The organism is Clostridium acetobutylicum ATCC 824, from assembly GCF_000008765.1.
GTDB lineage: Bacteria > Bacillota > Clostridia > Clostridiales > Clostridiaceae > Clostridium_S > Clostridium_S acetobutylicum.
Window position 1 is genome coordinate 1,203,030 of sequence record NC_003030.1, and the last position, 23,484, is coordinate 1,226,513.

A 23,484-nucleotide genomic window follows, 5' to 3' on the forward strand; every position below is an offset into this window, starting at 1 on the left:
CTATATATAGTGGTTACATATAGAAACAACACTATATATTGTATATGTATTATAAAATAAATCTGATTTTAATTCAAGAAGTATTTTAAAAGTAAATAGTTCTATGATAATATAGTGTAAGCAGAATATATAAAAATAATAATTAGAAGGTGTTTTTAATGATATATAGTTATGATGATAAAAAGCCTAATATACATTCATCTGTTTTTATAGCGAAGAGTGCAGATATCATTGGAGATGTTAATATAGATAAAAATAGCAGTGTATGGTTTGGAGCTGTGATAAGAGGCGATTCAAATTATATAAGAATAGGAGAGGGAACTAATATTCAAGATAACTCTGTACTGCATACAAATACCTATGATAATGGAATAGATATTAAAAATAATGTTACTATAGGTCATGGAGTTATACTTCACGGATGTACTATTAATAGCAACTGTATCATTGGAATGGGAGCAACTATTTTAGATGATGTTGAAATAGGAGAGTACACTATTGTGGGTGCAAATAGTCTTATTACATCTGGAAAGAAAATACCAGGGGGAGTACTTTGTATGGGAAGTCCAGCTAAGGTAATAAGAGAACTTACAGTAGACGAAAAGCTTGAAATAGATAAAAATGCTGAGCATTACATTGAAATGGGAAAAAAGTATTTTAAATAATGAATATTTAATTGAAAAATACAAATAATAATTTTGGATATGAGATTAAAATCATATCTAAAGCAGTCTAAAATATATAGTAATTGGCTTTTGGTGTTAGTTATTTGGAAGTTTATATGCCTGAATGAAAAAATATCAAAAACTTGTATTTGAATTTACAGCCGATGCTAATATATTTTAGGCTGCTTGTTTATTTTTTTGATATATTTTGTTACAATTAAAGAAGAGATAAAAGATGAGAAAATTATATGGTATTAGAAACTAGGGGGATGGTGAATTTATGGAGATTTCTAGATCTAGAGTAAAGCAGAGTACACCAGTAAACACAAATAGCAGGCATGTATCGGTTAAGAAAGATTTTTCGCAAAGCTTTAATTTTGCACAGCAGCAGAAATCTGAGCAGGAATTAAAGAATATGCAGGATCAGATAAAGAAAAAAGGTAATAGACTTAGTATAACTAAATGTTATGCAGATGTTAAGGCATATAAAAATCTTATACGAGAATATCTTGAATCTGTTTTGAATTACATGTATTCAGTTAAAAAGGACATAAGCTTTTGGCAAACGCAGTACTTTGTTACTGTTGAAACTATCGATAGTAAGCTTGAAGAACTTACACAAGCACTTTTAAGTGAAGAAAAGGAAAAGATACAGATAGCAGGTACTATAGATGAAATATCAGGACTTATAGTTGATATATACAAATAGAAATAAAAAAAGTATGCTAAAATTTTATAGCATACTTTTTTTATTTCTATTTCCAACCGTTGTAGGAAGCATCAGAAGGCATTCTAAGGTCTCCTCTTGGGGAAAGACTTATAGTCCCAACCTTAGGGCCATCGGGGATAGCAGAACGCTTAAATTGTTGATTAAAGAATCTTTTAATAAATAAATTAAACCACTTTTCTATAGTTTCTCTAGAATAAGTATTTTTAAAGGCTTTTTCTGCCATAAATATTATTTTCTCTGGTTCTGATCCTTGTTTTATAAAATAGTATAAGAAAAAGTCGTGAAGTTCATAAGGTCCTATTATATCTTCTGTTTTCTGAGATATATTTCCTTTTGCATCTTTAGGTAACAGCTCAGGGCTTACAGGAGTATTTAATATATCTATTAAAGTTTTGGAAACTTCTCCTGTGAGTTCTTTTTCAGCAACATAGTCAACTAAATACCTTACTAATGTTTTTGGAATAGAACAGTTCACAGCGTACATTGACATATGATCTCCATTGTAGGTGCACCAACCAAGGGCAAGCTCAGATAAATCACCTGTTCCAATCAAAAGACCACCTTCCTTGTTTGCAATGTCCATAAGTATTTGAGTTCTCTCTCGTGCTTGAACATTCTCATAGGTTACATCATGTTTTTCTTCAGGATGGTTAATATCCTTGAAATGAAGAAGACATGCAGGAACTATGTCTATTTCTCTGAAGTCGCAGCCTAGATGTTTACATAAATCTACTGCATTATTATAAGTTTTGTCTGTTGTCCCAAAGCCCGGCATTGTAACAGTTATTATATTTTTTCTATCTATACCTAGCATATCAAAGGTTTTTACAGTTACAACAAGAGCAAGGGTGGAGTCAAGTCCTCCAGAAATTCCGATTACTGCTCTTTTAAGACCTGTATGTGTAAATCTCTTAGCTAGACCTGCAGTTTGTATATTAAATATTTCTTTGCAGCGTTCTTCTCTCTGTCTTTCATTTGAAGGCACAAAGGGATGAGAATCTATGAATCTATCAAAGTCTCCTATATCCCAATTTGATAAATTGAAATCTATGTAATTAGGCTTAAAGTCACACAGTCTTACACTGTCCTTAAAGGTTGAATTTTTTAATCTCTCGCTTTGTAGTTTTTCTAAATCAATCATAGAAGTCAAGACTAAATTATCTCTCTCAAATCTATCATTTTCAGAAAGTATTCTTCCATTTTCACATATAAGTAAGTGACCGCTGAAAACTACATCCGTAGAGGATTCAAAAACTCCAGCAGAGGAATATATGTAAGAGCACATGCACCTTCCACTTTGATTTGAAATAAGGCTTCGTCTATAGTCTGCTTTACTTACAACCTCATTAGAAGCAGAAATGTTTAATATTACGTTTGCACCCATTAGACTTAAATAACTGCTTGGAGGTATAGGGGCCCATAGGTCCTCGCATATCTCTATTCCTAATTTTAAGTCACCGCATCTAAATATTAAATCACACCCAAAAGGCACATCCTGCTGAAAAGGAAATTGAGCAAATTGACCCTTAAGGTTAAGTCCTTCTGTAAACCATCTTTTTTCATAGAATTCAACATAGTTAGGTATGTAACTTTTAGGTACTATACCAAGTATAGAGCCATTAAAGAGAACGTAGGCACAGTTATATAGACAGTAGTTATATAAAAGAGGGGCACCAACAACGACTACTATATCCTTATCTATTAAAAAATCACATAACTCTTTTATTCCTTTTAAAGAATTATTTATAAGTGTACTTTGACCGAATAAATCACCGCAGGTATAGGAAGTTATGCTTAGTTCAGGAAATACTACAACTTTTGAATTGTCTGCTAAAGCTTTATCTATGCATAACTTAATATTTTTCACATTAAAATCAACATCTGCAACGTTAGTTTTTGGACATGCTGAAGAAATTTTTACGAAACTATGATTCATTGTAATATACTCTCCTTTATACATTTTGTAGTATTATTATATCACTAAATTTAATATAAATGATAATTGACGAAAAAACATGCTATAATAAGATTTGAGAATAAGGACAAACTAAAATACGATAAAAGGTATTAATTAACCCTTTTAAGGATAAAATGAAACTTTATTTATAGTAAGAAATAATGTAAAGTATATTCATCAGGGGGGGTGATTTTATGAATGATTACCAAAAAATATGGATAATTATAGCTATTTTTATGGTGGTAATTGATTTTGGAACATCTGGATTTTTATTCGTATGGTTTAGTGCAGGTGCAGTAGTAGCCATAATAGCAGGATTACTTGGAGCACCAATTACAGTTCAAATTGTATTGTTTGCAATTATAAGTATTGCTTTATTAAGTGTAGGATACCCACTATCTAAAAAACTCCTAAATAGGACAGTAAGGAAGACACCTCTTATGGAGGAAAAATACATTGGGAGGGAAGTAAAAGCTGAAGCTGATATGGAGGTTGGAAATTCTAAACTAAAGGTAGATGGAATATATTGGACTGTGAAGAATGTTGGTGAAGCTATAAAAAAAGGAGACTGTTTTATAATCACTGGGATTCAAGGAAATAAACTTTTAATTAGAAAAAAAGGAGAGATTGAATAATGATAGTTTTAATTGTTGTATTGGTACTTATTTTATTACTTATTTTTACTTCACTAAAGGTTGTAACTACTGGATATGTATATGTGGTGGAAAGACTTGGACAGTTTCACAGAACTCTTCAACCAGGATGGAATATTGTAATACCATTTGCTGATTTTACAAGAGCTAAGGTTTCAACTAAGCAGCAAATACTTGATATACAGCCACAAAGCGTTATAACAAAGGATAATGTAAAAATATCTATTGATAATGTAATATTCTATAAGGTTATGAATGCAAGAGACGCTATTTATAATATTGAAAGTTATAAATCAGGTATAATATACTCAACTATAACAAACATGAGAAATATCGTAGGTAACATGACACTTGATGAGGTTCTTTCAGGAAGAGATATAATAAATCAAGAGCTTTTAAAAGTTGTTGATGAGATTACAGACGCATATGGAATAAAGATACTTTCTGTTGAAATTAAAAACATCATTCCTCCAGCTGAAATTCAACAAGCTATGGAAAAACAGATGAGAGCAGAAAGAGATAAGAGAGCAACTATACTTCAGGCAGAAGGCCAAAAGCAAGCACAAATTGCTAAAGCAGAAGGTGAAAAACAGGGTAAAATACTTCAAGCTGAAGCAGAAAAACAAGCAAACATAAAGAGAGCAGAAGGTCTTAAAGAATCACAACTTCTTGAAGCAGAAGGTAAGGCAAAAGCTATAGAAGCCGTTGCAGAAGCAGAAGCTAAGGCTATAAATAAAGTAAACAGATCTATAATAGAATCAGGAACTAATGAAACAGTTATAGCTTTAAAACAAATTGAAGCACTTAAAGAAATGGCTAAAGGACCTTCAAATAAGCTTATATTGCCAAATGAAACACTTTCATCACTTGGAAGCATAGCTGCAATAGCTGATATCCTAAAAAAGGACACTATTAACTTAAAAAAAGAAGCTTCTGAAATAAATAAATAAAGCTTCTGATAAATAGTTTAAAATAAAAAACATAAGCATATATATAAAGAGGTAAATGAGGTAATAACTTTAAACTTTCATTTACCTTTTTTATGCATTTATTTTATAAATAATAATAATAATATTACATTGCATTATATATAACTTGAAAATTCCATAAAAAAACATTTATAATTAGAAAGTAAAATATATATAATTAAGCATGCAAAGTTCTTTAGGGGGTAATAATAATGAAAATATTAATGTTATCATGGGAATATCCACCTAAAAATGTAGGAGGATTGTCTAATCATGTGTACAATTTATCCCATGCCCTTGCGTCTTTAGGTCATGAGGTATATGTTGTAACTTGTGAAGAAAAAACAGCGCCAGTTGAGGAAAATGATGATGGGGTATATGTACATAGGGTAACTCCTTATAAAATAGATACAGAGGATTTTACTAAATGGGTTATGCACCTTAATTTTTCTATGATTGAAGAATGCACAAGACTAATGAAAAAAATTGGAAAAGTAGATATGATTCATGTTCATGATTGGCTTTGCGTATACTGCGGCAAGGTTTTAAAATGGTCATATAAAATTCCAATGGTATGTACTATTCATGCTACTGAAAAGGGAAGAAATAATGGAATAAGAACAGAAATGCAAAGATATATTTCTTCTGCTGAATGGCTGCTAACCTATGAGTCTTGGAAGATAGTTGCATGCAGTGGTTATATGAAGGCGCAAATAGTAGATACATTTAATACACCTGAGGAAAAGGTTTGGATTATACCAAATGGAATTGATTTGAATTCCTTTGATTTTGACTTCGATTGGTTAAAATTCAGAAGAAAATATGCATGCGATGATGAAAAGATAGTATTTTTCATTGGAAGGCACGTATTTGAAAAAGGAATACAAATATTAATAGATGCAGCACCTGGAATAGTATCAGAATACAATAAAACTAAATTTATAATTGCTGGTACAGGACCTATGACAGAGGAACTTAAAGATAAGGTTAAAAGCATAGGACTTCAAGATAAATTTTTGTTTACAGGATATATGGATAACAAGACCAAGAAAAAGTTCTATAGAGTTGCAAGCGTAGCAGTCTTTCCATCACTTTATGAACCTTTTGGGATAGTTCTTCTTGAAGCTATGGCAGCTGGATGTCCTGCTGTGGTTTCTGACACAGGAGGCTTTGGAGAGATAATACAGCATAGAAGTAATGGTATGAAGATGATAAATTCGTCAGTAGAAAGCCTTAAGGATAATGTACTTGAAATACTAAAGAACGATTCATTAGCTCAAACGGTTAGAAGAAATGCAATAAAGACTGTGGAGGATAAGTATACCTGGCAAAGGGTTTCTAAGCTTACAACTGAAATGTATGAGCTTATAAAAGAAGAGGCACGTTACACAGAATGGGACCAAGGGTCAAATAAACTAAAGGAAGATAAATTAAAGAAGAATAAAGAAAAGACAAAAGTTAAAGTTAAGAATTCTTTAAAAGATGAAAATACTGAAGAAACTAATATAAAAAAGTCTTCCAGAGTTAAGGGTATAAGTTCTGATGTAACAAAAGTGATACTTACAGAGGCAGCAACAAAGGAACTTTTAGGAGAAGTAGAAAGTAAAGAATAGAATGAATTAATTTTATATAAAATATAGGGAATCTAGTTTGAAACTAAAATAGATTCCCTATGTACTACTTTAAGTTTTTAAAAATACAGTCAATAAACTCCATAACTAAATCTTCAGTTTGATGATCTTTATCCAAAGCTGGATTAAATTCAACAAGATCCATGGACTTAACAAGACCGCTTTTAACAAGAGATTCTACCATTAGTTTAGTATCGTCTACATTTAGACCATCAGAAACCGGTGTTCCTGTTCCTGGTACTATGGTTTCATCAAGACAATCTATATCAAAACTTAGATGAACTGAATTGATATTATTTTTTGAAAGCTTTTCGGTAATCTCTTTGAGAATATACTCAACACCTAATCTCTTTACGGTTTTTGTTGAATAGAAGGTAAGGTTTTTTTCATAAATTAGAGCTAATTCACCCTTATCAATTGATCTTGCTCCTATTATGAACACATTTTCTGGTTTCACTTTTTGACCGTTATAGCATATGTTTGTAAGTTCGCTTGCACCAATACCCATTGCAGCAGATAAAGGCATTCCGTGAACATTACCTGTTTCTGTGGTTTTGTCTGTGTTTATATCTGTGTGAGCGTCAATCCATATTACTGCAAGGTTATCAAGAGCTTTACTTGCACCCGTTATGCTGCCAAGACCGAGTGAATGGTCACCTCCTACTACAAATGGAAAGTTTCCGGAGGATAGTGATTCATAAACCTTGTTTGCGAGTTCTGTATTCGCTTCAACTATGGGCTTTAAAAATTTCATTTTATCATTGAATTTAAATTTATCCTTTTCGGATATAAATGGTACATTAACATCGCCCATATCTTTAACATTGTGATTGTACTTGGCTATAAGTGACGCTAAATTTTTTTCTCTCAACTTGCTGGGACCTAAATCTACTCCTTTTCTATCAGAACCATAGTAGATAGGTACGCCTAATATATCAATGTTCATCTGCCATACCTCCAAGTTATAAATAATAATACGAACTTATTATATAATAAATATGAAAAATATAAAGTAGTAGAAGTATAAACGCAATATTAAGAAAATTCTACAAACTTACTAATCTATAAAGAAACTAATATAAATTTTAACATTATAGTTATGTATGATAATATAATGATATTAATATTAAATTTAACCAAAAAACTTATAAATATTAAAAAAAATTTTTTTGAGGTGAAATATGAATAATAAAGAAATTTTAGAATTCATGGTTGATGAAGGAATAAGTAATTTAGAAGAGATAAACTATAGTAATGATATTTTTATAATAAAATTTCATTACAACTTCGATGAATATGAAATAAAAGCAGCCAGAGCTTTTGCAGATGGTGAGTGCAACAAAAATGAAAATAGAGGTGATTGGTACAGCAAATACTATCTTCCTTTCTTAAATGATATAGCAAGGGATAATGTTGAAGCAATGGTGGATGATTGTATGGATGAATTCTCATTAAAGGCAGAATGCTTAATTCATGACATTAAAGATGAAGAAGCAGGTTATAGTGAAGCCATTGCTGCATTTTCAGAGGTAGGTAATAGCTTTGACATAGAAACTGTAGCAAAAGCTATAAACTTCTAAATTATAAGGCTGTGTTTTATTATGTATAAAACACAGCTATAGGGATTTAAACTGTATCTAGAGTTTAAATTATAAAAAATATGAATATTGGTAGCTAATTAAAGAAAATAATAGATAATTAAAGGTAATTTGATAATATGGCAAAGTTGTACAAAAAAAGCACTTGAAAATATTAAATATAGTGATATAATATTATTCGTTGGTTGTGTTCAGCGAGTCAACGTAACAATAAGGCCCTATGGTCAAGCGGTTAAGACATCGCCCTCTCAAGGCGGAATCACGGGTTCGATTCCCGTTGGGGCTACCAAAGCTTTAAAATAGCAAGTTTACAGTATTGTAGACTTGCTATTTTTTATTTTAAAGCATTTTTCGCAAAAATATTACATTATAGGCTATAGCCTTCAAACTAAGCAAGATAATAATATGAAATATAGAACATAATAAAAGGTAATTAAATCTAAAAAGCGAAACTTAAAATTAAGTGGCTAATGCCATATTTAAATCATCAAATAGATATGTATGTAAAAGAGCTTGCCAATTACAATGATTCAGGAATAAGAACAGAGAAAACTGTAATTGGAGTTACTACAAAGTGTCAGTACAGTGAAATCATTAGTAAAACTTGATCCGTAGACGTATTAAAATAATAATTTTTAAGTTATTTTAATACATCTACGGATTTTAGTTTTACTGATTTCATTGAATGGTGACAAGGTAACTTACGAAACGGATGGAACAAATCAAATATATTACAGTTACGATAGCACTGGTAAATTATTAAGTATGAATTTAAATGGTACTGAATACTACTATATCAAAAATGCTCAAGATGATATAATAGGCTTAATTGACAAAGCAGGGACACAGGTTACAAGTTATACTTACGATACCTATGGAAAAGTAATATCAATAGATGGAAGCTTAAAAGATACTGCACACAAAATAAATCCATATAGATATAGAGAATATAGGTATGACAGCGAAACTGGATTATACTACTTACAAAGCAGATATTATAATGCTGAGTGGGGTAGGTTTGTTAATGCTGATGTTATAACGGCTGTAACAGGAGATATATTATCAACTAATATGTATGCATATTGTAAAAATAATTTTATAAATATGAGTGATGTTAATGGTGATTTCTCAATGGCAAATATTGGAGCAATGATTGGAACAATGATTGGAACAATGATGGTAGATGGAATTAGATCAATGATGTCATCAATAACAGGCAAAATAAACAAAGCTATAGATAAACATCCGTATAAAACAACAGTGATACAATCAACAGTAGATGTAACAGCAGGATATAAATACAATAAGATTAGAACATCAAGAGTTTTTAAAACGGTAAGACCAGTAGAATTAACGGTATATGAAGAATTACCATTTAACAAAGTTCTAAAGTTTATGGGAAACAAAGTAGGAATGCTATCGGCAGGGCTTACTGTACGTTCACTAATATTAGATTATGAAAGGAATTCTGGACAAAAGGTTGTCACGGCAATGCTTATAGATATTGGTGGATTTGCAGCTACATATTATGCGGGAGATTTAATTGGTAGAGCTACGACTCCATTAATTGAAGTCAATCCTCCTGCTGGAATTGCAGCTACAGTAGTTTTAGTTGGAGCTTCATCGGTTGGGATAGGTATTTTTACCTCAAAGGCAAAGGAATATTTTAGCGTTAATTAAATTATATAGGGTGATGAAGGATGAAAAAATTATTAGAAAATTATAAAGTCATGATTTCATTGATATCGATAAGTCTTTTTATACTAGTTAAAAATACTGGACAAGCTAATTTTGAAAACTTTTATTTACTATATGTAGTTATCTCAATACCTATTACGATTTTTGTAGGAATTAAATATAGAAATATTTATGCTACCATGCTTTTTACATTAATGGGACCATTACTAGGTATAAGTGGTCTAGGAATGTGTCATTTCAAATCCGATAGGGAGAGTTTAGCTATGGGTGGTTTATTTATAATGACATTTATTTTGGGTGATATAGTAAATTATGAAAGAATAAAAAAACTAGGAAATAAAAAGGAGATTGAAGAAACGCGTAAAGGTATGAGTCATAGAATAATAGTTTTGTCATTAATACTTATAGGACTGTTTTATGCAGTATTTATATATAAACCATAGCATTTAGAGAGAATGTTATATTAATATCTAAGTCTATATTATATTAAAAAAATGTATGATAAAAAAAGAACTAGGTTTTATAACTTGTAATAATTAAAAGTGTATTTAAAGAGTGCTCATAGTGAGAAATTATAGCTATGAGCACTTAAACTTATAAAGTAATATCAATAGATGGAAGCTTAAATGATACTCAACACAAAACAAATACATATAGAATATAGGTATGACAACAAAACTTAATTATATTACTTGCAAAGCAGATATTAATATTATAATGCTGAATGGGGTAGGTTCGTTAATGAAGATGGAATAAGTCTTGGTATATCAGCTCAAATAGTGAGGGATTTACATAGTAAAATAGGTTTAGCTGTTACACTATCCATTGGTGTTGGTACTGTAGCGGCAGGACCAGCAGGTAATATATCAATAACTAATGCTAATTCTATATTTGATTTGAGAGGTTGGGGAAAAGAATTTGGAGGATCATTTAATAAATTTGGACCAAAGCTTTATTCACTAGAGGTAGAAGTTCATATGGATTTTACTTATACATGGATATTAATACATAATTAAAAGAAAAGTGATAATTAAGTAGTGGAGGCGATTGGTAAATGAGTATTTCAAATACAAGGGTAGATGAATTTACAAAAATAACCTTAATAATAGATATATTTATCATTATTTTAACCATAATTTTAAGTTTTATTTTTAATGCTGATGGAATGTACATATTAAGAATAGGAGGGGGGTGGATGTTCATAGCTAATTGGATTTATCTTATGAAAAACAGGAAAAAAATAAGAGAAATTTGTTGTGAATATTATGGTAAAGAGCATGTGAAATTTCAATTTGTAAAATCTATGATTTTAATACAGTTTATGTTTCTTATAGGTATATTTATAATAAGTACAGTATTTATACGCTTCTAAATTATATATTCTAAGAAATTTATAACTTAATTTGTTGTTTTGAATGAAAACCAACAGCTAAGTAAAATTGTAAGATAAAAGTAGACATTGGACTTAATTACCAATTATCTACTTTTTTTAGTTGACGCCCATGCTGGGCACACTTAAATATAAGTTCAAACTTAAAATAGAAAGTTGGAGCTTATAATATTTTTGCCGCACTTTTCCCACACAAGTTTTAAATAAGTATAAAAATGTATAAAAATATATAAAAGCTTATATGTTATAAAACCTCATATGGGGGAAATTCTATAAAGAATATAAAAATTTATAAAAATCATTGCACAGAATCAAGGGTTCGATTCCCGCCCGAGCTACCAAAGCTTTAAAATAGCGAGTTTGAAGTATTGTAGACTTGCTATTTTTTTATTTCCAAGTTATTTTAATACATCTACGGATTTTAGTTTTACTGATTTCATTGAATAGTGACAAGGTAACTTACGAAACAGATGGAACAAATCAAATATATTACACTTACGATAGTGATGGTAAATTACTAAGCATGAACTTAAATGACACTGAATACTACTATATCAAAAATGCTCAAGATGATATAATAGGCTTAATTGATAAAGTAGGAACACAGGTTACAAGTTATACTTACGATACCTATGGAAAAGTAATATCAATAGATGGAAGCTTAAAAGATACTGCACACAAAATAAATACATATAGATATAGAGAATATAGGTATGACAGTGAGACTGGATTATAATTCATTTGTGCATTGTAATAATAATCCTGTAAATAAGGTTGATAGCGATGGAAGATTTGCAGCTGTGGCAGGTTCTGTGTATTTTGTTCCAGGAGTTGTAGAAGTTGCGATTATTGTAACTGTAGGGGCTATAGGCGTATATGGTGTTTATAAAGCTGTTAGTTGGGCTTATAAAAAATTACGTATGCTAGAACTAATGGTAATATCAATTAAATTTATCAATAGGAAGGGCTAATAGGAAAAAACAAGGGCGAGAAGTAAATACAAAAAGTAGAAAAAAACCAAAGATTAAATCTAGAAGTAATAAGGATCCAAATAGACTAATAAACCCACACACATCAGCAAAAGTGCATAGAAAAAATTTTAATAATTGGATAATTGGGAGTAATGGAATGAATAGCGATGGATTGAGAATCAGATGTGAAAAAGATATAGATTTAAAACTAAGAGATGTAATTATTGAGTTCACAAGGTGGCTTAGGAGTAAATATGTATTCCCCATAAAAGTTACTGTTTTTATAAAAAATAAATATAAAAGCAAATCAAATGATAAGGAGCGTTTTTCTTCATCGTTTGTTATACCGAATAAAGAAAGAGGAAATCCACATATAAGAATAGAAGTTAAAAATGATATGTATGATACCATCGAACTTAGAGAATATGTAGTATATTCTATAGCGTATGAAGTAATGATTTATATGCAGTGGATTAAAAAATTAGAATTTTGTGATAGAGATGCTGAAAAGCAGGCAAATAAGTTAGTGGACTTATTTATAGAAGAAAGAGGAGATGATTTAACAGTAACGAATAAAGAGAAGAAAATGTTAGAATTAGCTGATAAAAAGTTCAACAATAAGGATTTTGACAAAGCTATTTCAATTTATAAAGAAATGATAAAAAATGATTACTACTACAGTGGATGGGTATATAGTTCTATTGCATATTGTTATGATTGTTTAGAGAATTATAATGAGGCATTAGTATATTATGATAAAGCATTAAAAAATAACAAAGATAGTGTAATTTATATGAACAAAGGCTTTGCACTACAATCGCTTGAAAAACATAAAGAAGCAATAGAAAATTTTGATAAATCAATTAAAATTAAACCCAGCAAAGAAGCTTATGTATTTAAAGCAGATTCACAAGGAAGACTTAAAAAATTCAAACAAGCTATAGAATGTTGTAATGAAGCTTTGAAGTTAGATGAAAATTATGATATACCATATAATATGAAAGGTCAATTTTTATATGAAATAGAAGAATTTAAAGAAGCTAAAAAGATGTTTTTAAAAGCAATCTCCATTAGTGCTGATTATGCTGATGCTTACTATAATTTAGCATTAGTATATATGAAATTAGATGATTTTAAATTGTCAATTAAATATCTTAATAAGGCAATAAAATTAGATGAAGAGTATAGAAGATATGCAGAAGAAGAAGAAAGGGCTTGGAGGAATTATATTAAATAACTTACTTCAAATTAAGGTATATGATATTGGATTAATCTTTGGTTATTTTATGAAAGGAAAAGTATAATGAAGAAAATATTCTAGAAAATGATGAATTTAATGAGTTTTCAATATATGGTAGTAAAATATTTATTAGAATTGCTGGTTGGCTATATTTATTTGACATGAAATCTAATAAACGAGGATGTAGATAATTGCAAAGTAATTAATAGAAATATATTTTATACAGATTATGATCAAAGAACACAAACTATATATAAAACAAATTTACAGCATATGAAAACTGAATTAACTAAGAAGGATATTAATATGAAATAAAAGATAAGATAAGGTAAGGAGGAGTTATTGGTATAGAAGTTGTGTATACCGTACAAAAACATTAGTGGATATAGAAAAAATTTTTGAAGAAGGCGAAGAATATTATGTTAATGGGGATTATAATAAAGCATTAGAATATTTTCAAAACGGATATAAAATAAGCAAAAATGAAGATTTTTTGAATTACATTGGATGTTGCTATTTAAACTTAAATAAATTTGAAGAGGCTATTTCAACATTTGAAGAATTAATGCAAGTATATCCAGAGTGGGAAAGACCTGTATTTAATCTAGGAAGAGTTTATTTGAAGTTAGAACTTTACCAAGAGGCACTAGATTATTTTAATAAGGCATTGGTAATTAATCCAGATGATGAAGATGTATATTTTTACTTTGGTATTTATTTTGAAAAGAAAAGAGATTATAAAAACGCTATTTGTTGTCAGAAAAAATCTCTACGCTTAAATAAATTTCAACCAGAAACACATTTGCATCTTGGTTTATGTTATCTTAGAACAAATAAATATAATGAAGCAATTGTAGAGTTTGATATGTGTTGTAAACAAGATAATAATTGTGAAGACGCAATATATAATAAAGCTATAACATTATTTTGTATGGGAAGGTATATGCAATCATTATATACATCATTAGACTTATATAAAGCCAATCCTAATGATGTTGAAAATATATTAAATATAGGAGAGTGTTATTACAGATTAGGTAACTTGAGTTATGCAGAAAATCATTTTAACGAAGTGTTAAAAATAGATTCTTTGAATAAAGTGGCAAGTGGATTTTTGAAAAAAATACATAATAAAAAAGAATGAAGAACTAAGGTTTATAATTTGTAATAATTATAAAGGGTGCTCATAGTGAGAAATTATAGCTATGAGCACTTAAACCTATAAAGTAATATTAGTAGATGTAAGTTTAAAGGATACTGCACACAAAATAAATCAATATAGGTAGTTATGGAAGAAGGTTACTATCCCCACTTTCATATTAATGGAGGGCATGGTGATCCGCATATATGGTTTTTCCTGTACCTTAAAATTCTTAAGAATGTAACAGCATTGTCCCAGGTTAATTTATATCATATATGATAGGGGAGTTAAAATGTATAAAATACTAATAGAGGAAGAGTTGAATTTAAAGGCATATGAAGGGATAATTAATTTTGCAGTTTCTAAATCTGATGCATGTATGCTGGTAATATATAGGTACGGTGAAGAAGAAAAAATATCTAATCCTCCAAGAAGGAATGATTATAATAATGAAGAAGATTATTTAATGTTTTTAAATTGTCTTGAACGAATGAAAAAAGAACGATATGACAATTTAGATATTTTTAAAAAAAGTACTGAACCATTGCTGGAAAAAATAAGACCATATCTAATTAAAAAGAGAAATTTTCCAACAGAATGGCCCGGTGTAAAGGTTGTATTTTATAGTAAATATACAAGTGTTGATATTTGTGTTTACAGTATATGTAAAGAACTAGAAACATATTTGTTAGAAGCAAAAGGATTATTTAACTGGAAATATCCATATTTTCCTGATGATTTATGTTTTTTTAAAAATGGATACTGTTGGTTTAGTGTAGTTGCGCATGAAGAATATGCTTGTATTTATATTGAAGATGCTCAAGATATAGAAAAACTATTAAAAATAGGTGTAAAATTTAAAGTTACTGAATGCAATAAAGATGAAGTTAAGTTATTTTATGAAGATTATAGTATATAAAATATAGTTTTGAGGAAATGGTTAACAATAAAGTGGTAGCAGAAAGTGAATATTCAGAATGTCTAAAGGAAGCAGACTAGAATTAATAAAAAATTAAAGATAAATCTATAAAGTATATAAATTATCATAATTAAACAGCTAGAAAACGTGCGTAGTTTTATGCAAATAAAGCTATGTGCGTTTTTTTTTATAGGATTTTTAAGATATGAGGTTTTATATGGAAAGATTTTTGAAGAATTATAGTCCAAGTAGTTTGTTCGTATTAATTTGTTATATAGAATTTGTAATAGTTAGATGTGTATTTTAGGAGTGCATATTCTGAGTTTCCCCACATAATTATTTGTAACTTTATTAACATACTGAAATAGGAAATACATTCATGTGGGTTACAGTACAAAATGATAAGCTTGCATTTTAATATAACGAGAAATGTATTATGAAAGATGTGACAAAGAAAGGGCTTAAAATTACTAAAGAACTATATAGTTTTCAATTTATAATGATGATTTTAGCAATATTAATAATGTTTGCATATGTATTTATTGGCTTAATATATAATATTATGGTGGTTCTAGAATGGCTGTAGGAAAAGCAGAAAAACAAATTAGAAAATTAGAAGATAAGATATTACAAGTAGAAAAGAAAATCAAAAGGCTAAGAAATAAGATTGTAATGTTAGAAAACTTCTCAAAAAAATTTTTTGTGACTATTTAATGCAAATTTCGACATATAAAATATGGTACAATTTGACTCTATGAATAAAGTATTAATAAACTATTAACTAAAACAGATAGTTATGGTAAGTATAAAGAAGATTCAAATTAAGGTATACGATATTGGCTTAATCTGTAGTTATTTTATGAAAGGAAAAGTATAATGATGGTCATTATACAAGGTAAGCAAATGAAGAAAATAGTTTTAATTTTAATTTGTATATTTACATTCAGTTTAGTTGGGTGTAATAAAAAAGTTAATGATACAAGGGTGGCAGTGCATAAGAAGGTTAAATTAGATTATCCAATACATCTTAGTGATAAAGTGTTAGATAATACTTCAGATATTATTGAGGATGATAATTTTATTTATTACTCTGATAAAAAGGGAATAAATAAGCTCAATAAGAAAAGTGGGGAAAGTAAATTAATTTTAAAACAGAAAAATGTTAATCAGTTAGTATTAGTTGAGGAAAATATATATTTTTCAACAGTGGATGAAAAGAACTTTGGAATATTCTGTATTGATAAAAATGGAAGTGAACTTTCTAAAATAATAGATGGTAAGAATATGGAATACGCTAATCAATTTAGATATTTTATGATACGAGATAATAATATATATTTTCAGGTGACTATGTCATTATATTTGTTTGATATGACGTCTAAAAAATTAAAGCTTTTAAATAATGATGCAGAACAGTTTAAGGTAAATAAAGGCAGTGTGTTTTATATAGATCATGGGCAAAGAACATTTACCATTTACAAAGAAAATATAGACGATATGAAACCACAAATTATCTTAGGTAAAGGAGTATCAGAACCTAAAAGAGATATATATTACGGATTTGCATTTATAGACGATGATTTGTATTTTCTTAAACGTATACCAAATAGTTCTGATAATCACTACACTACAGCACTATTTACTTATAAGAATGGAAATGAAACAATTATAATGAAAAACGACAACGAGGTTATAGGTGAAGATATGGTAGAGTATAAAGGAGATTTATATTTTACGACTTATAGTTCTGATGAAAAAATCAAGCTTTTAAAATATTCTGCTAAGGATAATACTATATCGCAAGTAGACTGCAGGGATTCGTCTAAAGTAGATAATTATTTTGTTTGGAACACAGTAAAGATAATTAATGGTTATTTATATTATCCAACAAAAGATGATAAACTTAGATGTGTTAAATTAAAGTAAATATCCTGTGGTATTAAAATAATATGTGTAAAATAAAAAAGAACTAGGTTTTATAACTTATAATAATTAAAGGTGTATTTAAAGGGTGCTCATAGTAAGAAATTATAGCTGTGAGCACTTAAACTTATAAAGTAATCTTCAAAAGATTGTTTTGATTGCAGGTACAGCAGCAATTATAATAGCAACAATAGTGAGGATATAGAGTTACAGGGGGAGATGATCCTTAAACGATTTCTGTTGAAGCAGTTTTAATTGTAAGGGCTTTTGCAGAATAAATTAAAGGAGGACAAATATATGACGTTTGATAAATTGTATAAAAAAGCTGAGGGTTATTACATGTCAGAGGATTACGAAAAGGCATTAAAGTTATTTAAAGAATGTTATGAATTAGAATTAGATAATAATTCTTTAAATTATATAGGTTGTTGTTATTTAGAAACAAATCAATTTGAATCTGCAATTTCTACATTTAGTGAATTAATAAATGATTACCCCGAGTGGGAAAGACCAGTATTGAATTTAGGAAGAGTATTTATAAAAAAGCAAATGTTTTCAGAAGCATTAGAATGTTTTCAAAAAGCTTTGAAGATAAATCCAAATGAAGAAGAAACATATTTTTATTTAGGAATATACTATTTTACTATGAAGAATTTCAATAAAGCAACAGAATTTTATAAAAAAGCTTTAGAAATAAATAATTCTATACCAGAAGTACACTTGAATCTTGGAATATGTTATTCAAAAATAGGGTTAGATGAAATGGCTATTGATGAATTTGATGATGCATTTAGGCTTGATAATAGTAGTGTAGATGCACTATTCAATAAAGCTATGGTATTTATTTTTATGAAAGATTACAATAAGGCAATTGAAATGTTTTTATGTATAAATAAAATGGAACCTGAAAAAATTGAAAATATAATATATATTGCAGAATTATATTTGATAATTAAAGATTTAGATAACGCATCAAAATGGATTAATGAAATTTTAATTAAAGATCCCAAAAATATAACTGCTAATAAACTGTTAAAGATTTTGTTAGCATTAAAAAATAAAGAATAATATATCATCAAATAATAATTAAAGGTGTATTTAAAGGGTGCTATTATAATAAATAAATATTTTGAAACTAATCTAAAAGAGAAAAATTCAATTGAGAAAATAAATATGCTTGAAGAATTAGAGGATATGAATTGTTTTACAAAAGATATGTATAAGTTTTTAGATTATCTTTCCGAAGATGAAGAATATGAAGTAAGGGTAAAAGTTTCTGAAATATTAGTTTTGTCAAATGATGTAGAGGGAGATAATATACTAATAAAGCTGCTAAAAGATAAAGAAGAATTAGTAAGAGTTAATGCATGCGATTCTCTTTGTAATAGCTCTTCAAATGATGTTATTTATCATCTGAAAGATAGAATTCTAAAAGACAAAAGTAGTTTGGTAAAAGGATAGGCTATATTATCCTTAGTAGATATTTTTGTTACACTAAATAATAATTTAAGCGAACATATTGAGTTCCTTAAACATATACTAAAAAAACAAAATACTCAATGGGTTAGGATTAATATATATAAAGCTTTATATATATTAGGAGACAAAGCCTACTTAAATACACTGGTAAGCGAATTAGAAAATAGATATTATAGAAATAGATGTGCGGTTGTAAATATACTAGGTGAATTAATTTCAAATGAAAGTCGTGAAATAATAGAAAGAGCATTAATTAAAAGATTAAAAATAGAAAAATCTTTTGCAGTAAAAAGTGGAATAGAGAAACTACTTGATTATACAATTTTATAATTAAATATTTAAGAAACGTTCTTAGCTTCGTGTAAATGAATCTATGCGTGTTTTTTTATAAAAATTTATTTTACCCATTACAAATTATAAGAATATATAGAAGGCTTATAATTTGTAAGAATTAAAATTTTGTTAGTATTTTTTGAAGTATATCAGAGACATTTTCTTTTGTCATCATCATTCCGTTGTTTAACCAATCTTCTATAACTCCAATAACACCTGAAACAATAAAAGTAGCTTCAACTACATCATAATCAATATTATTATTTATAGGTCTAGAGAGTACTATGCTCTCATGCAAAACTTTATTATAGAAATAGCTTTTTAGTTTAGAAAACAGATTTCCTTCAAGTTCAAAACGAGTAAAGGTTTGGAATATATCACTGTGTATTGATATATAGTCCATAATATTATTGATTAAATGCATAAGGTTGTTTTCATTAATATATGGATTGGACTTTTCAAATAACTCACAAATTTCAGTGTACAGTTCGTTTTCAAGAGTATTATATAAATCATAAGTGTCTTTATAATGCAAATAAAAAGTTCCTCTTCCAAGGTCAGCCATTCTTTAAATTTCAGATACGCTTATTTTGTTAAGAGATTTTTCTTTTAAAAGCGTTAAAAATGCCTTGCGAATAGCATGTTCTGTTTTTACAAATCGTCTATCTTTCATAATTCCTCCAAAAATAATACAAATATTTATTAAGTGTTCATTAATGTACAAAGTTAGAATAATTGCAGATTGTATTAATATATGTATCAAATTATTTAAAGAAAGCAGTTTATTAAATGTTTTACGCTTTTTTAAATTTTTAGGTGATGCTGAAAAATCATGTAAAAGTTTAAATAAACCTGTATGGTATCTTGAATCATTAGCTGTTGATAATTTATATCAAGGTCAAAGTCTTGGAAGCAAAATGATAAATGATTGCCTTATACATTGTATAGCTAGTCATGGTGGAGAAGAGGTTGCTTTAATTACTAATTCTGAAATAAACCTCAAGTTCTATACAAAAAATGGATTTAAAGAATTTAACAACACGACTATATACTTTAAAAATAGCGGTATTAGTAATTGGAGTTATTACAAGAAGTTATAGAAAAAACAGTAATAAGAGATTAAATAAAAAAGATAATAAGTAAAGAATATAACTTTATTTTATTTAAGGATGGACTTATAAACATTTCTTTACAGAACCTAAATTTAAGAAACGTGCGTAGTTTTGTTTAAATTAATCTATGCGCGTTTTTTATAATTTCAATAATTCCCTCTTATGGTAATATTGTAAAATACATCACATAGATGTATAATTAATACAAATTTTATATATTTAGGAGGAAGCGCATGAAAAAACATATAGCGTTAATTTTTACACCCATAAACAAAAAATATAAGGATGCATTAACACACTATGCACCGCCATTAGGATTAGTTGCTCTTGCAAATTATATATCTGAAAGATTGCAAAATGTGAGAATATCAATTCTTGATGGGAGTGTTACCCACTCGATGGAGGACATTATAAAATTTATAGAGGATGAAAAACCAGATATAGTTGCTCAAAGTGTACAACTTATATCTTATGAAAATTCCCTGGTAATTGCGAAAAGTGCTCATAACATTGGCTCTATAAATGTTCTTGGTGGACAGCATGCGACCCAAATGGCAGATGCAATAATTTTTAGACAGCAAGGATTAATTGATTATGTAAGTATTGAGGATGGAGAGGAGTCTTTACTAGGACTATTAGAAGAAAGAGATATTAGCGAAATTCCTAATTTGGTTTTTATGAAAGACGGAAAAATTAATAGGACAAAATACTTTCAACTAGATTTAAAAAATGCACCAAAATTAGATTATTCCATCGTAGATTTTAAACCATATCAAAAATTGCTTAATGAAAGTAACTTTACAAACCCTAACCCTATAAATAATTATCTTCGTGTTTATTCACATAAAGGATGCGGCAATCGTAAAAATAGTGTGGGCTGCGTATTTTGTGGAAGAGCAGACAAAGGAGTAAGATTTAAAAGTCCAGAGAAATTTTGGGAAGACATTAAAATATGTGCAGATGAGTTTAAAGCAGACTATATATTTGATGTAGGAGATGATTTTTTATATAACCATGATTGGGTCTCAAAAGTGGCTGAAATAAAGCCTGATATACGAAAAAAGTTTGAATTAGGTATATTCGCAAGGGCTAATAGAGTTAATTTATCAATAGCAAAAAAACTTAAAAAGATTGGAGTAACTGATGTTGTTATTGGATTCGAATCCGGTGATGAAGAGGTATTGCGTCGTTGTAATAAACGAGATACATCTACTGAAACTAGTTTAATTGCAGCAGATGCATTAGCTACAGCAGGAATTGATATAACAGCAAGTTTTGTATTGGGTTTACCTGGAGAAAATTCAGAATCATTAAAGAAAACAATTAAGTGTGCTGAAAAGGTTGTAAACATAATAACGGAAAAATTGGGGAGACCGCCTAGAGAAATGGTTGGGAATCTTATAGAGCCTAGTCCTGGTTCTATAGCTTATAATCAATTATTAAAAGCATATCCTGGTAAGTACTATTTAAATGATTATGTACCATTGGATGAAATGCAAAGGGATTACTTTAAATATTATTTTGGTTTGGATTCGTTGAAATCATATTTAGAGTTTAGGAAAGAATTAAATAAGGCAGCACAAGAAATACATGGTCTTGTTAGCTTTTCCGATTCCCAAGGATGGCTTGAGGATGAATTTGTATAAAATTTAGGAGAGTGGAGAGAGAATATATGAGTGATTTATCATATGATTACAGAGAAAAAAAGATAGTAGTTACACTTGCAGTAAATATTCCGCTAGAGGTAGCTTTTAATGTAATAGGACATCTTGGGATTTCTATTGGATTTTATGCAAATGATAATTTTATGGGAAAGTCGCATATTATGGATAAGTCGGGAAAACCTCATATAGGAATATCAAAATATCCTGTTATTATTACTCAGGCAAAGCAACAAAAGTTACGAAAAGCAATAAATGAAGCAAGGGAAAGTAATGATATTTTGATGGTGGATTTTCCAAGACAAATGTTAATTACTGAACATGATGATGAATTAGTAAAATCATTAGGCGAGTCTTTGGAAGAAGATTTAGAATACTTAGGTGCAATATTTTATGGAAAAAGCAAATATGTCGATAGCATAACTGGCAAGTTTTCGCTGTGGAGGAGTAATAATGTCAAAGTCAACTAAAGTGGATTTAGTATTTCTATTTTTTACTGCAATATGGGGATTATCATTTCCGTTAACGAAGAATGTACTTGGCTATACATCAATCTTTGCTTTTTTATCATTAAGGTTCACATCGGCTGCCGTAATTTTAATAATTATTTTTTGGAAGAAATTAAAGCTTATCAATACTAAAATAATATTGTATGGTTCATTAATAGGGCTAATGTTTTTTGGATCATTAGCATTTCAAGTAGCAAGCCTTAGATTCACAACATCATCAAATTCATCCTTTATATCAGCTTTAAGTGTTGTAATTGTTCCGTTAGTATCAGCTGGATATTATAAAAAAAAGATAGATTTTTCTTGTGTATTAGGAGTATTATTTGCTGTTGTTGGGCTTTTCTTTATTTCTGGTGGGGTGAACTTTAAGCTGAATATAGGTGATTTGTTTTCGTTTTTATGTGCAATATGTATTACTTTTCAGATAATATTTATTGACATATTTTGCTCTAAGTGTGATTCTGCTTTACTATCCTTAATTCAAGTTGTGTTTTGTGCTATATTTTATAATATAGTATTATTTATAATAGGAACGAAACCTATAGTATTTAATACTCAACTGACTGTGAGCATATTCATAACTGGAATATTGGGAACAGCGGTTGCATATACTGGAATCGTGTTTTTAGAGAAATTTACATCGCCTACTCATACGGCATTAATATTTTGTGCAGAACCCGTATTTGCAACAATATTTGCAATGTTTATACCCAATAATAATGGTTCCTGTGAGTCAATTACAATAAATACCTTTATAGGGTGTGGAGTTATTTTGTTATCAATGGTGATATCTGAACTTAAAATTGGAAACAATATTCCTCAAAAAATTATAAAGTTATAGTAATATTGTACTTCAATTTATATTTACACTAATCATAAAAGAGCACCGCGGGTGATTTTTCATCA

General features: G+C 28.8%; 28 protein-coding genes and 1 tRNA gene. 25 read left to right on the forward strand and 4 right to left on the reverse strand.

Annotated features, from left to right (window positions below; translation table 11 throughout):
- Positions 1–158: 158 nt before the first annotated feature.
- Both CA_RS05565 and CA_RS05570 read left to right on the forward strand, forming a co-directional pair.
- Positions 159–665 (forward strand): gamma carbonic anhydrase family protein, encoded by a 507-nt coding sequence (locus CA_RS05565; RefSeq protein WP_010964366.1) that lies wholly within the window; start codon positions 159–161, stop codon positions 663–665.
- Positions 666–945: 280 nt separating this feature from the next.
- Positions 946–1,374, forward strand: coding sequence for a YaaR family protein (locus tag CA_RS05570; protein ID WP_010964367.1), 429 nt, complete (start codon positions 946–948; stop codon positions 1,372–1,374).
- Positions 1,375–1,420: 46 nt separating this feature from the next.
- Here CA_RS05570 and CA_RS05575 read toward each other — a convergent pair whose 3' ends face one another.
- The gene (locus CA_RS05575) at positions 1,421–3,331 is read right to left on the reverse strand and encodes an NAD(+) synthase (protein WP_010964368.1); all 1,911 of its coding nucleotides are present in this window, start codon (positions 3,329–3,331) and stop codon (positions 1,421–1,423) included.
- A 215-nt stretch (positions 3,332–3,546) separates the two neighbouring features.
- Between CA_RS05575 and CA_RS05580 the strand changes: the two genes are divergently transcribed.
- From CA_RS05580 to CA_RS05590, 3 genes are all read left to right on the forward strand, one after another.
- The gene (locus CA_RS05580) at positions 3,547–3,987 is read left to right on the forward strand and encodes an NfeD family protein (protein ID WP_010964369.1); all 441 of its coding nucleotides are present in this window, start codon (positions 3,547–3,549) and stop codon (positions 3,985–3,987) included.
- On the forward strand, positions 3,984–4,955 hold the full coding sequence (locus CA_RS05585) for an SPFH domain-containing protein (RefSeq protein ID WP_373886725.1): 972 nt from the start codon (positions 3,984–3,986) through the stop codon (positions 4,953–4,955). Before CA_RS05580 ends, CA_RS05585 begins: the two co-directional genes overlap by 4 nt.
- Before the next feature lie 230 nt (positions 4,956–5,185).
- Positions 5,186–6,586 carry a glycosyltransferase family 4 protein gene (locus CA_RS05590; protein WP_010964371.1) on the forward strand — a complete coding sequence of 467 codons (1,401 nt, stop codon included), beginning with the start codon at positions 5,186–5,188 and terminating at the stop codon, positions 6,584–6,586.
- Between the two features lie 64 nt (positions 6,587–6,650).
- On the opposite strand, the gene rocF is transcribed toward CA_RS05590, so the two are convergent.
- Complete coding sequence (rocF, locus tag CA_RS05595) at positions 6,651–7,550, reverse strand: arginase (protein WP_010964372.1); 900 nt, start codon at positions 7,548–7,550, stop codon at positions 6,651–6,653.
- Between the two features lie 235 nt (positions 7,551–7,785).
- On the opposite strand from rocF, the gene CA_RS05600 reads away from it, so the two are divergent.
- From CA_RS05600 to CA_RS05675, 16 genes are all read left to right on the forward strand, one after another.
- Positions 7,786–8,184 (forward strand): hypothetical protein, encoded by a 399-nt coding sequence (locus CA_RS05600; RefSeq protein WP_010964373.1) that lies wholly within the window; start codon positions 7,786–7,788, stop codon positions 8,182–8,184.
- A 232-nt stretch (positions 8,185–8,416) separates the two neighbouring features.
- A tRNA-Glu gene (locus CA_RS05605) sits at positions 8,417–8,491 on the forward strand.
- Between the two features lie 181 nt (positions 8,492–8,672).
- Positions 8,673–8,810, forward strand: a complete 138-nt coding sequence (locus tag CA_RS05610) for a hypothetical protein (RefSeq protein WP_158306561.1) — start codon at positions 8,673–8,675, stop codon at positions 8,808–8,810.
- Between the two features lie 73 nt (positions 8,811–8,883).
- Positions 8,884–9,882 carry an RHS repeat-associated core domain-containing protein gene (locus tag CA_RS05615; RefSeq protein ID WP_241393171.1) on the forward strand — a complete coding sequence of 333 codons (999 nt, stop codon included), beginning with the start codon at positions 8,884–8,886 and terminating at the stop codon, positions 9,880–9,882.
- Positions 9,883–9,902: 20 nt separating this feature from the next.
- Positions 9,903–10,343 carry a hypothetical protein gene (locus CA_RS05620; RefSeq protein ID WP_010964375.1) on the forward strand — a complete coding sequence of 147 codons (441 nt, stop codon included), beginning with the start codon at positions 9,903–9,905 and terminating at the stop codon, positions 10,341–10,343.
- A gap of 336 nt (positions 10,344–10,679) precedes the next feature.
- On the forward strand, positions 10,680–10,916 hold the full coding sequence (locus CA_RS05625) for a hypothetical protein (protein WP_013913536.1): 237 nt from the start codon (positions 10,680–10,682) through the stop codon (positions 10,914–10,916).
- Between the two features lie 38 nt (positions 10,917–10,954).
- Positions 10,955–11,272, forward strand: a complete 318-nt coding sequence (locus tag CA_RS05630) for a hypothetical protein (protein WP_010964376.1) — start codon at positions 10,955–10,957, stop codon at positions 11,270–11,272.
- A gap of 457 nt (positions 11,273–11,729) precedes the next feature.
- On the forward strand, positions 11,730–12,026 hold the full coding sequence (locus tag CA_RS05635; protein ID WP_241393170.1) for a hypothetical protein: 297 nt from the start codon (positions 11,730–11,732) through the stop codon (positions 12,024–12,026).
- The gene (locus tag CA_RS05640) at positions 12,004–12,261 is read left to right on the forward strand and encodes a hypothetical protein (protein WP_010964378.1); all 258 of its coding nucleotides are present in this window, start codon (positions 12,004–12,006) and stop codon (positions 12,259–12,261) included. The genes CA_RS05635 and CA_RS05640 overlap by 23 nt, the downstream gene beginning before the upstream one ends.
- A 157-nt stretch (positions 12,262–12,418) precedes the next feature.
- Positions 12,419–13,498 carry a tetratricopeptide repeat protein gene (locus CA_RS05645; protein WP_010964379.1) on the forward strand — a complete coding sequence of 360 codons (1,080 nt, stop codon included), beginning with the start codon at positions 12,419–12,421 and terminating at the stop codon, positions 13,496–13,498.
- Positions 13,499–13,880: 382 nt separating this feature from the next.
- On the forward strand, positions 13,881–14,645 hold the full coding sequence (locus CA_RS05650; protein WP_010964380.1) for a tetratricopeptide repeat protein: 765 nt from the start codon (positions 13,881–13,883) through the stop codon (positions 14,643–14,645).
- Positions 14,646–14,934: 289 nt separating this feature from the next.
- The gene (locus tag CA_RS05655) at positions 14,935–15,561 is read left to right on the forward strand and encodes a hypothetical protein (RefSeq protein ID WP_010964381.1); all 627 of its coding nucleotides are present in this window, start codon (positions 14,935–14,937) and stop codon (positions 15,559–15,561) included.
- Positions 15,562–16,137: 576 nt separating this feature from the next.
- Positions 16,138–16,275: a hypothetical protein gene (locus CA_RS05660; RefSeq protein ID WP_158306562.1), complete on the forward strand. Its 138-nt coding sequence runs from the start codon at positions 16,138–16,140 to the stop codon at positions 16,273–16,275.
- A 162-nt stretch (positions 16,276–16,437) separates the two neighbouring features.
- Positions 16,438–17,487, forward strand: a complete 1,050-nt coding sequence (locus CA_RS05665; RefSeq protein WP_010964382.1) for a hypothetical protein — start codon at positions 16,438–16,440, stop codon at positions 17,485–17,487.
- 294 nt (positions 17,488–17,781) lie between these two features.
- Positions 17,782–18,552, forward strand: coding sequence for a tetratricopeptide repeat protein (locus CA_RS05670; protein ID WP_010964383.1), 771 nt, complete (start codon positions 17,782–17,784; stop codon positions 18,550–18,552).
- A 105-nt stretch (positions 18,553–18,657) separates the two neighbouring features.
- A complete protein-coding gene (locus CA_RS05675; RefSeq protein ID WP_010964384.1) occupies positions 18,658–18,945 on the forward strand; it encodes a HEAT repeat domain-containing protein in 288 nt (95 codons plus the stop codon).
- 469 nt (positions 18,946–19,414) lie between these two features.
- Here the strand turns inward: CA_RS05675 and CA_RS05680 are convergent, their stop codons facing one another.
- On the reverse strand, positions 19,415–19,831 hold the full coding sequence (locus CA_RS05680) for a TetR-like C-terminal domain-containing protein (protein ID WP_010964385.1): 417 nt from the start codon (positions 19,829–19,831) through the stop codon (positions 19,415–19,417).
- A gap of 33 nt (positions 19,832–19,864) precedes the next feature.
- Positions 19,865–19,969 (reverse strand): AcrR family transcriptional regulator, encoded by a 105-nt coding sequence (locus CA_RS05685; protein WP_010964386.1) that lies wholly within the window; start codon positions 19,967–19,969, stop codon positions 19,865–19,867.
- Between the two features lie 43 nt (positions 19,970–20,012).
- Between CA_RS05685 and CA_RS05690 the strand changes: the two genes are divergently transcribed.
- The 4 genes from CA_RS05690 to CA_RS05705 all read left to right on the forward strand — a co-directional run bounded on the left by CA_RS05690 (position 20,013) and on the right by CA_RS05705 (position 23,419).
- On the forward strand, positions 20,013–20,396 hold the full coding sequence (locus tag CA_RS05690) for a GNAT family N-acetyltransferase (protein ID WP_013913537.1): 384 nt from the start codon (positions 20,013–20,015) through the stop codon (positions 20,394–20,396).
- A 245-nt stretch (positions 20,397–20,641) separates the two neighbouring features.
- Positions 20,642–22,054: a B12-binding domain-containing radical SAM protein gene (locus CA_RS05695; protein ID WP_010964387.1), complete on the forward strand. Its 1,413-nt coding sequence runs from the start codon at positions 20,642–20,644 to the stop codon at positions 22,052–22,054.
- A 26-nt stretch (positions 22,055–22,080) separates the two neighbouring features.
- On the forward strand, positions 22,081–22,539 hold the full coding sequence (locus tag CA_RS05700; protein WP_010964388.1) for a DUF2000 domain-containing protein: 459 nt from the start codon (positions 22,081–22,083) through the stop codon (positions 22,537–22,539).
- Positions 22,523–23,419: a DMT family transporter gene (locus tag CA_RS05705; RefSeq protein WP_010964389.1), complete on the forward strand. Its 897-nt coding sequence runs from the start codon at positions 22,523–22,525 to the stop codon at positions 23,417–23,419. Before CA_RS05700 ends, CA_RS05705 begins: the two co-directional genes overlap by 17 nt.
- Positions 23,420–23,484 lie beyond the last annotated feature (65 nt).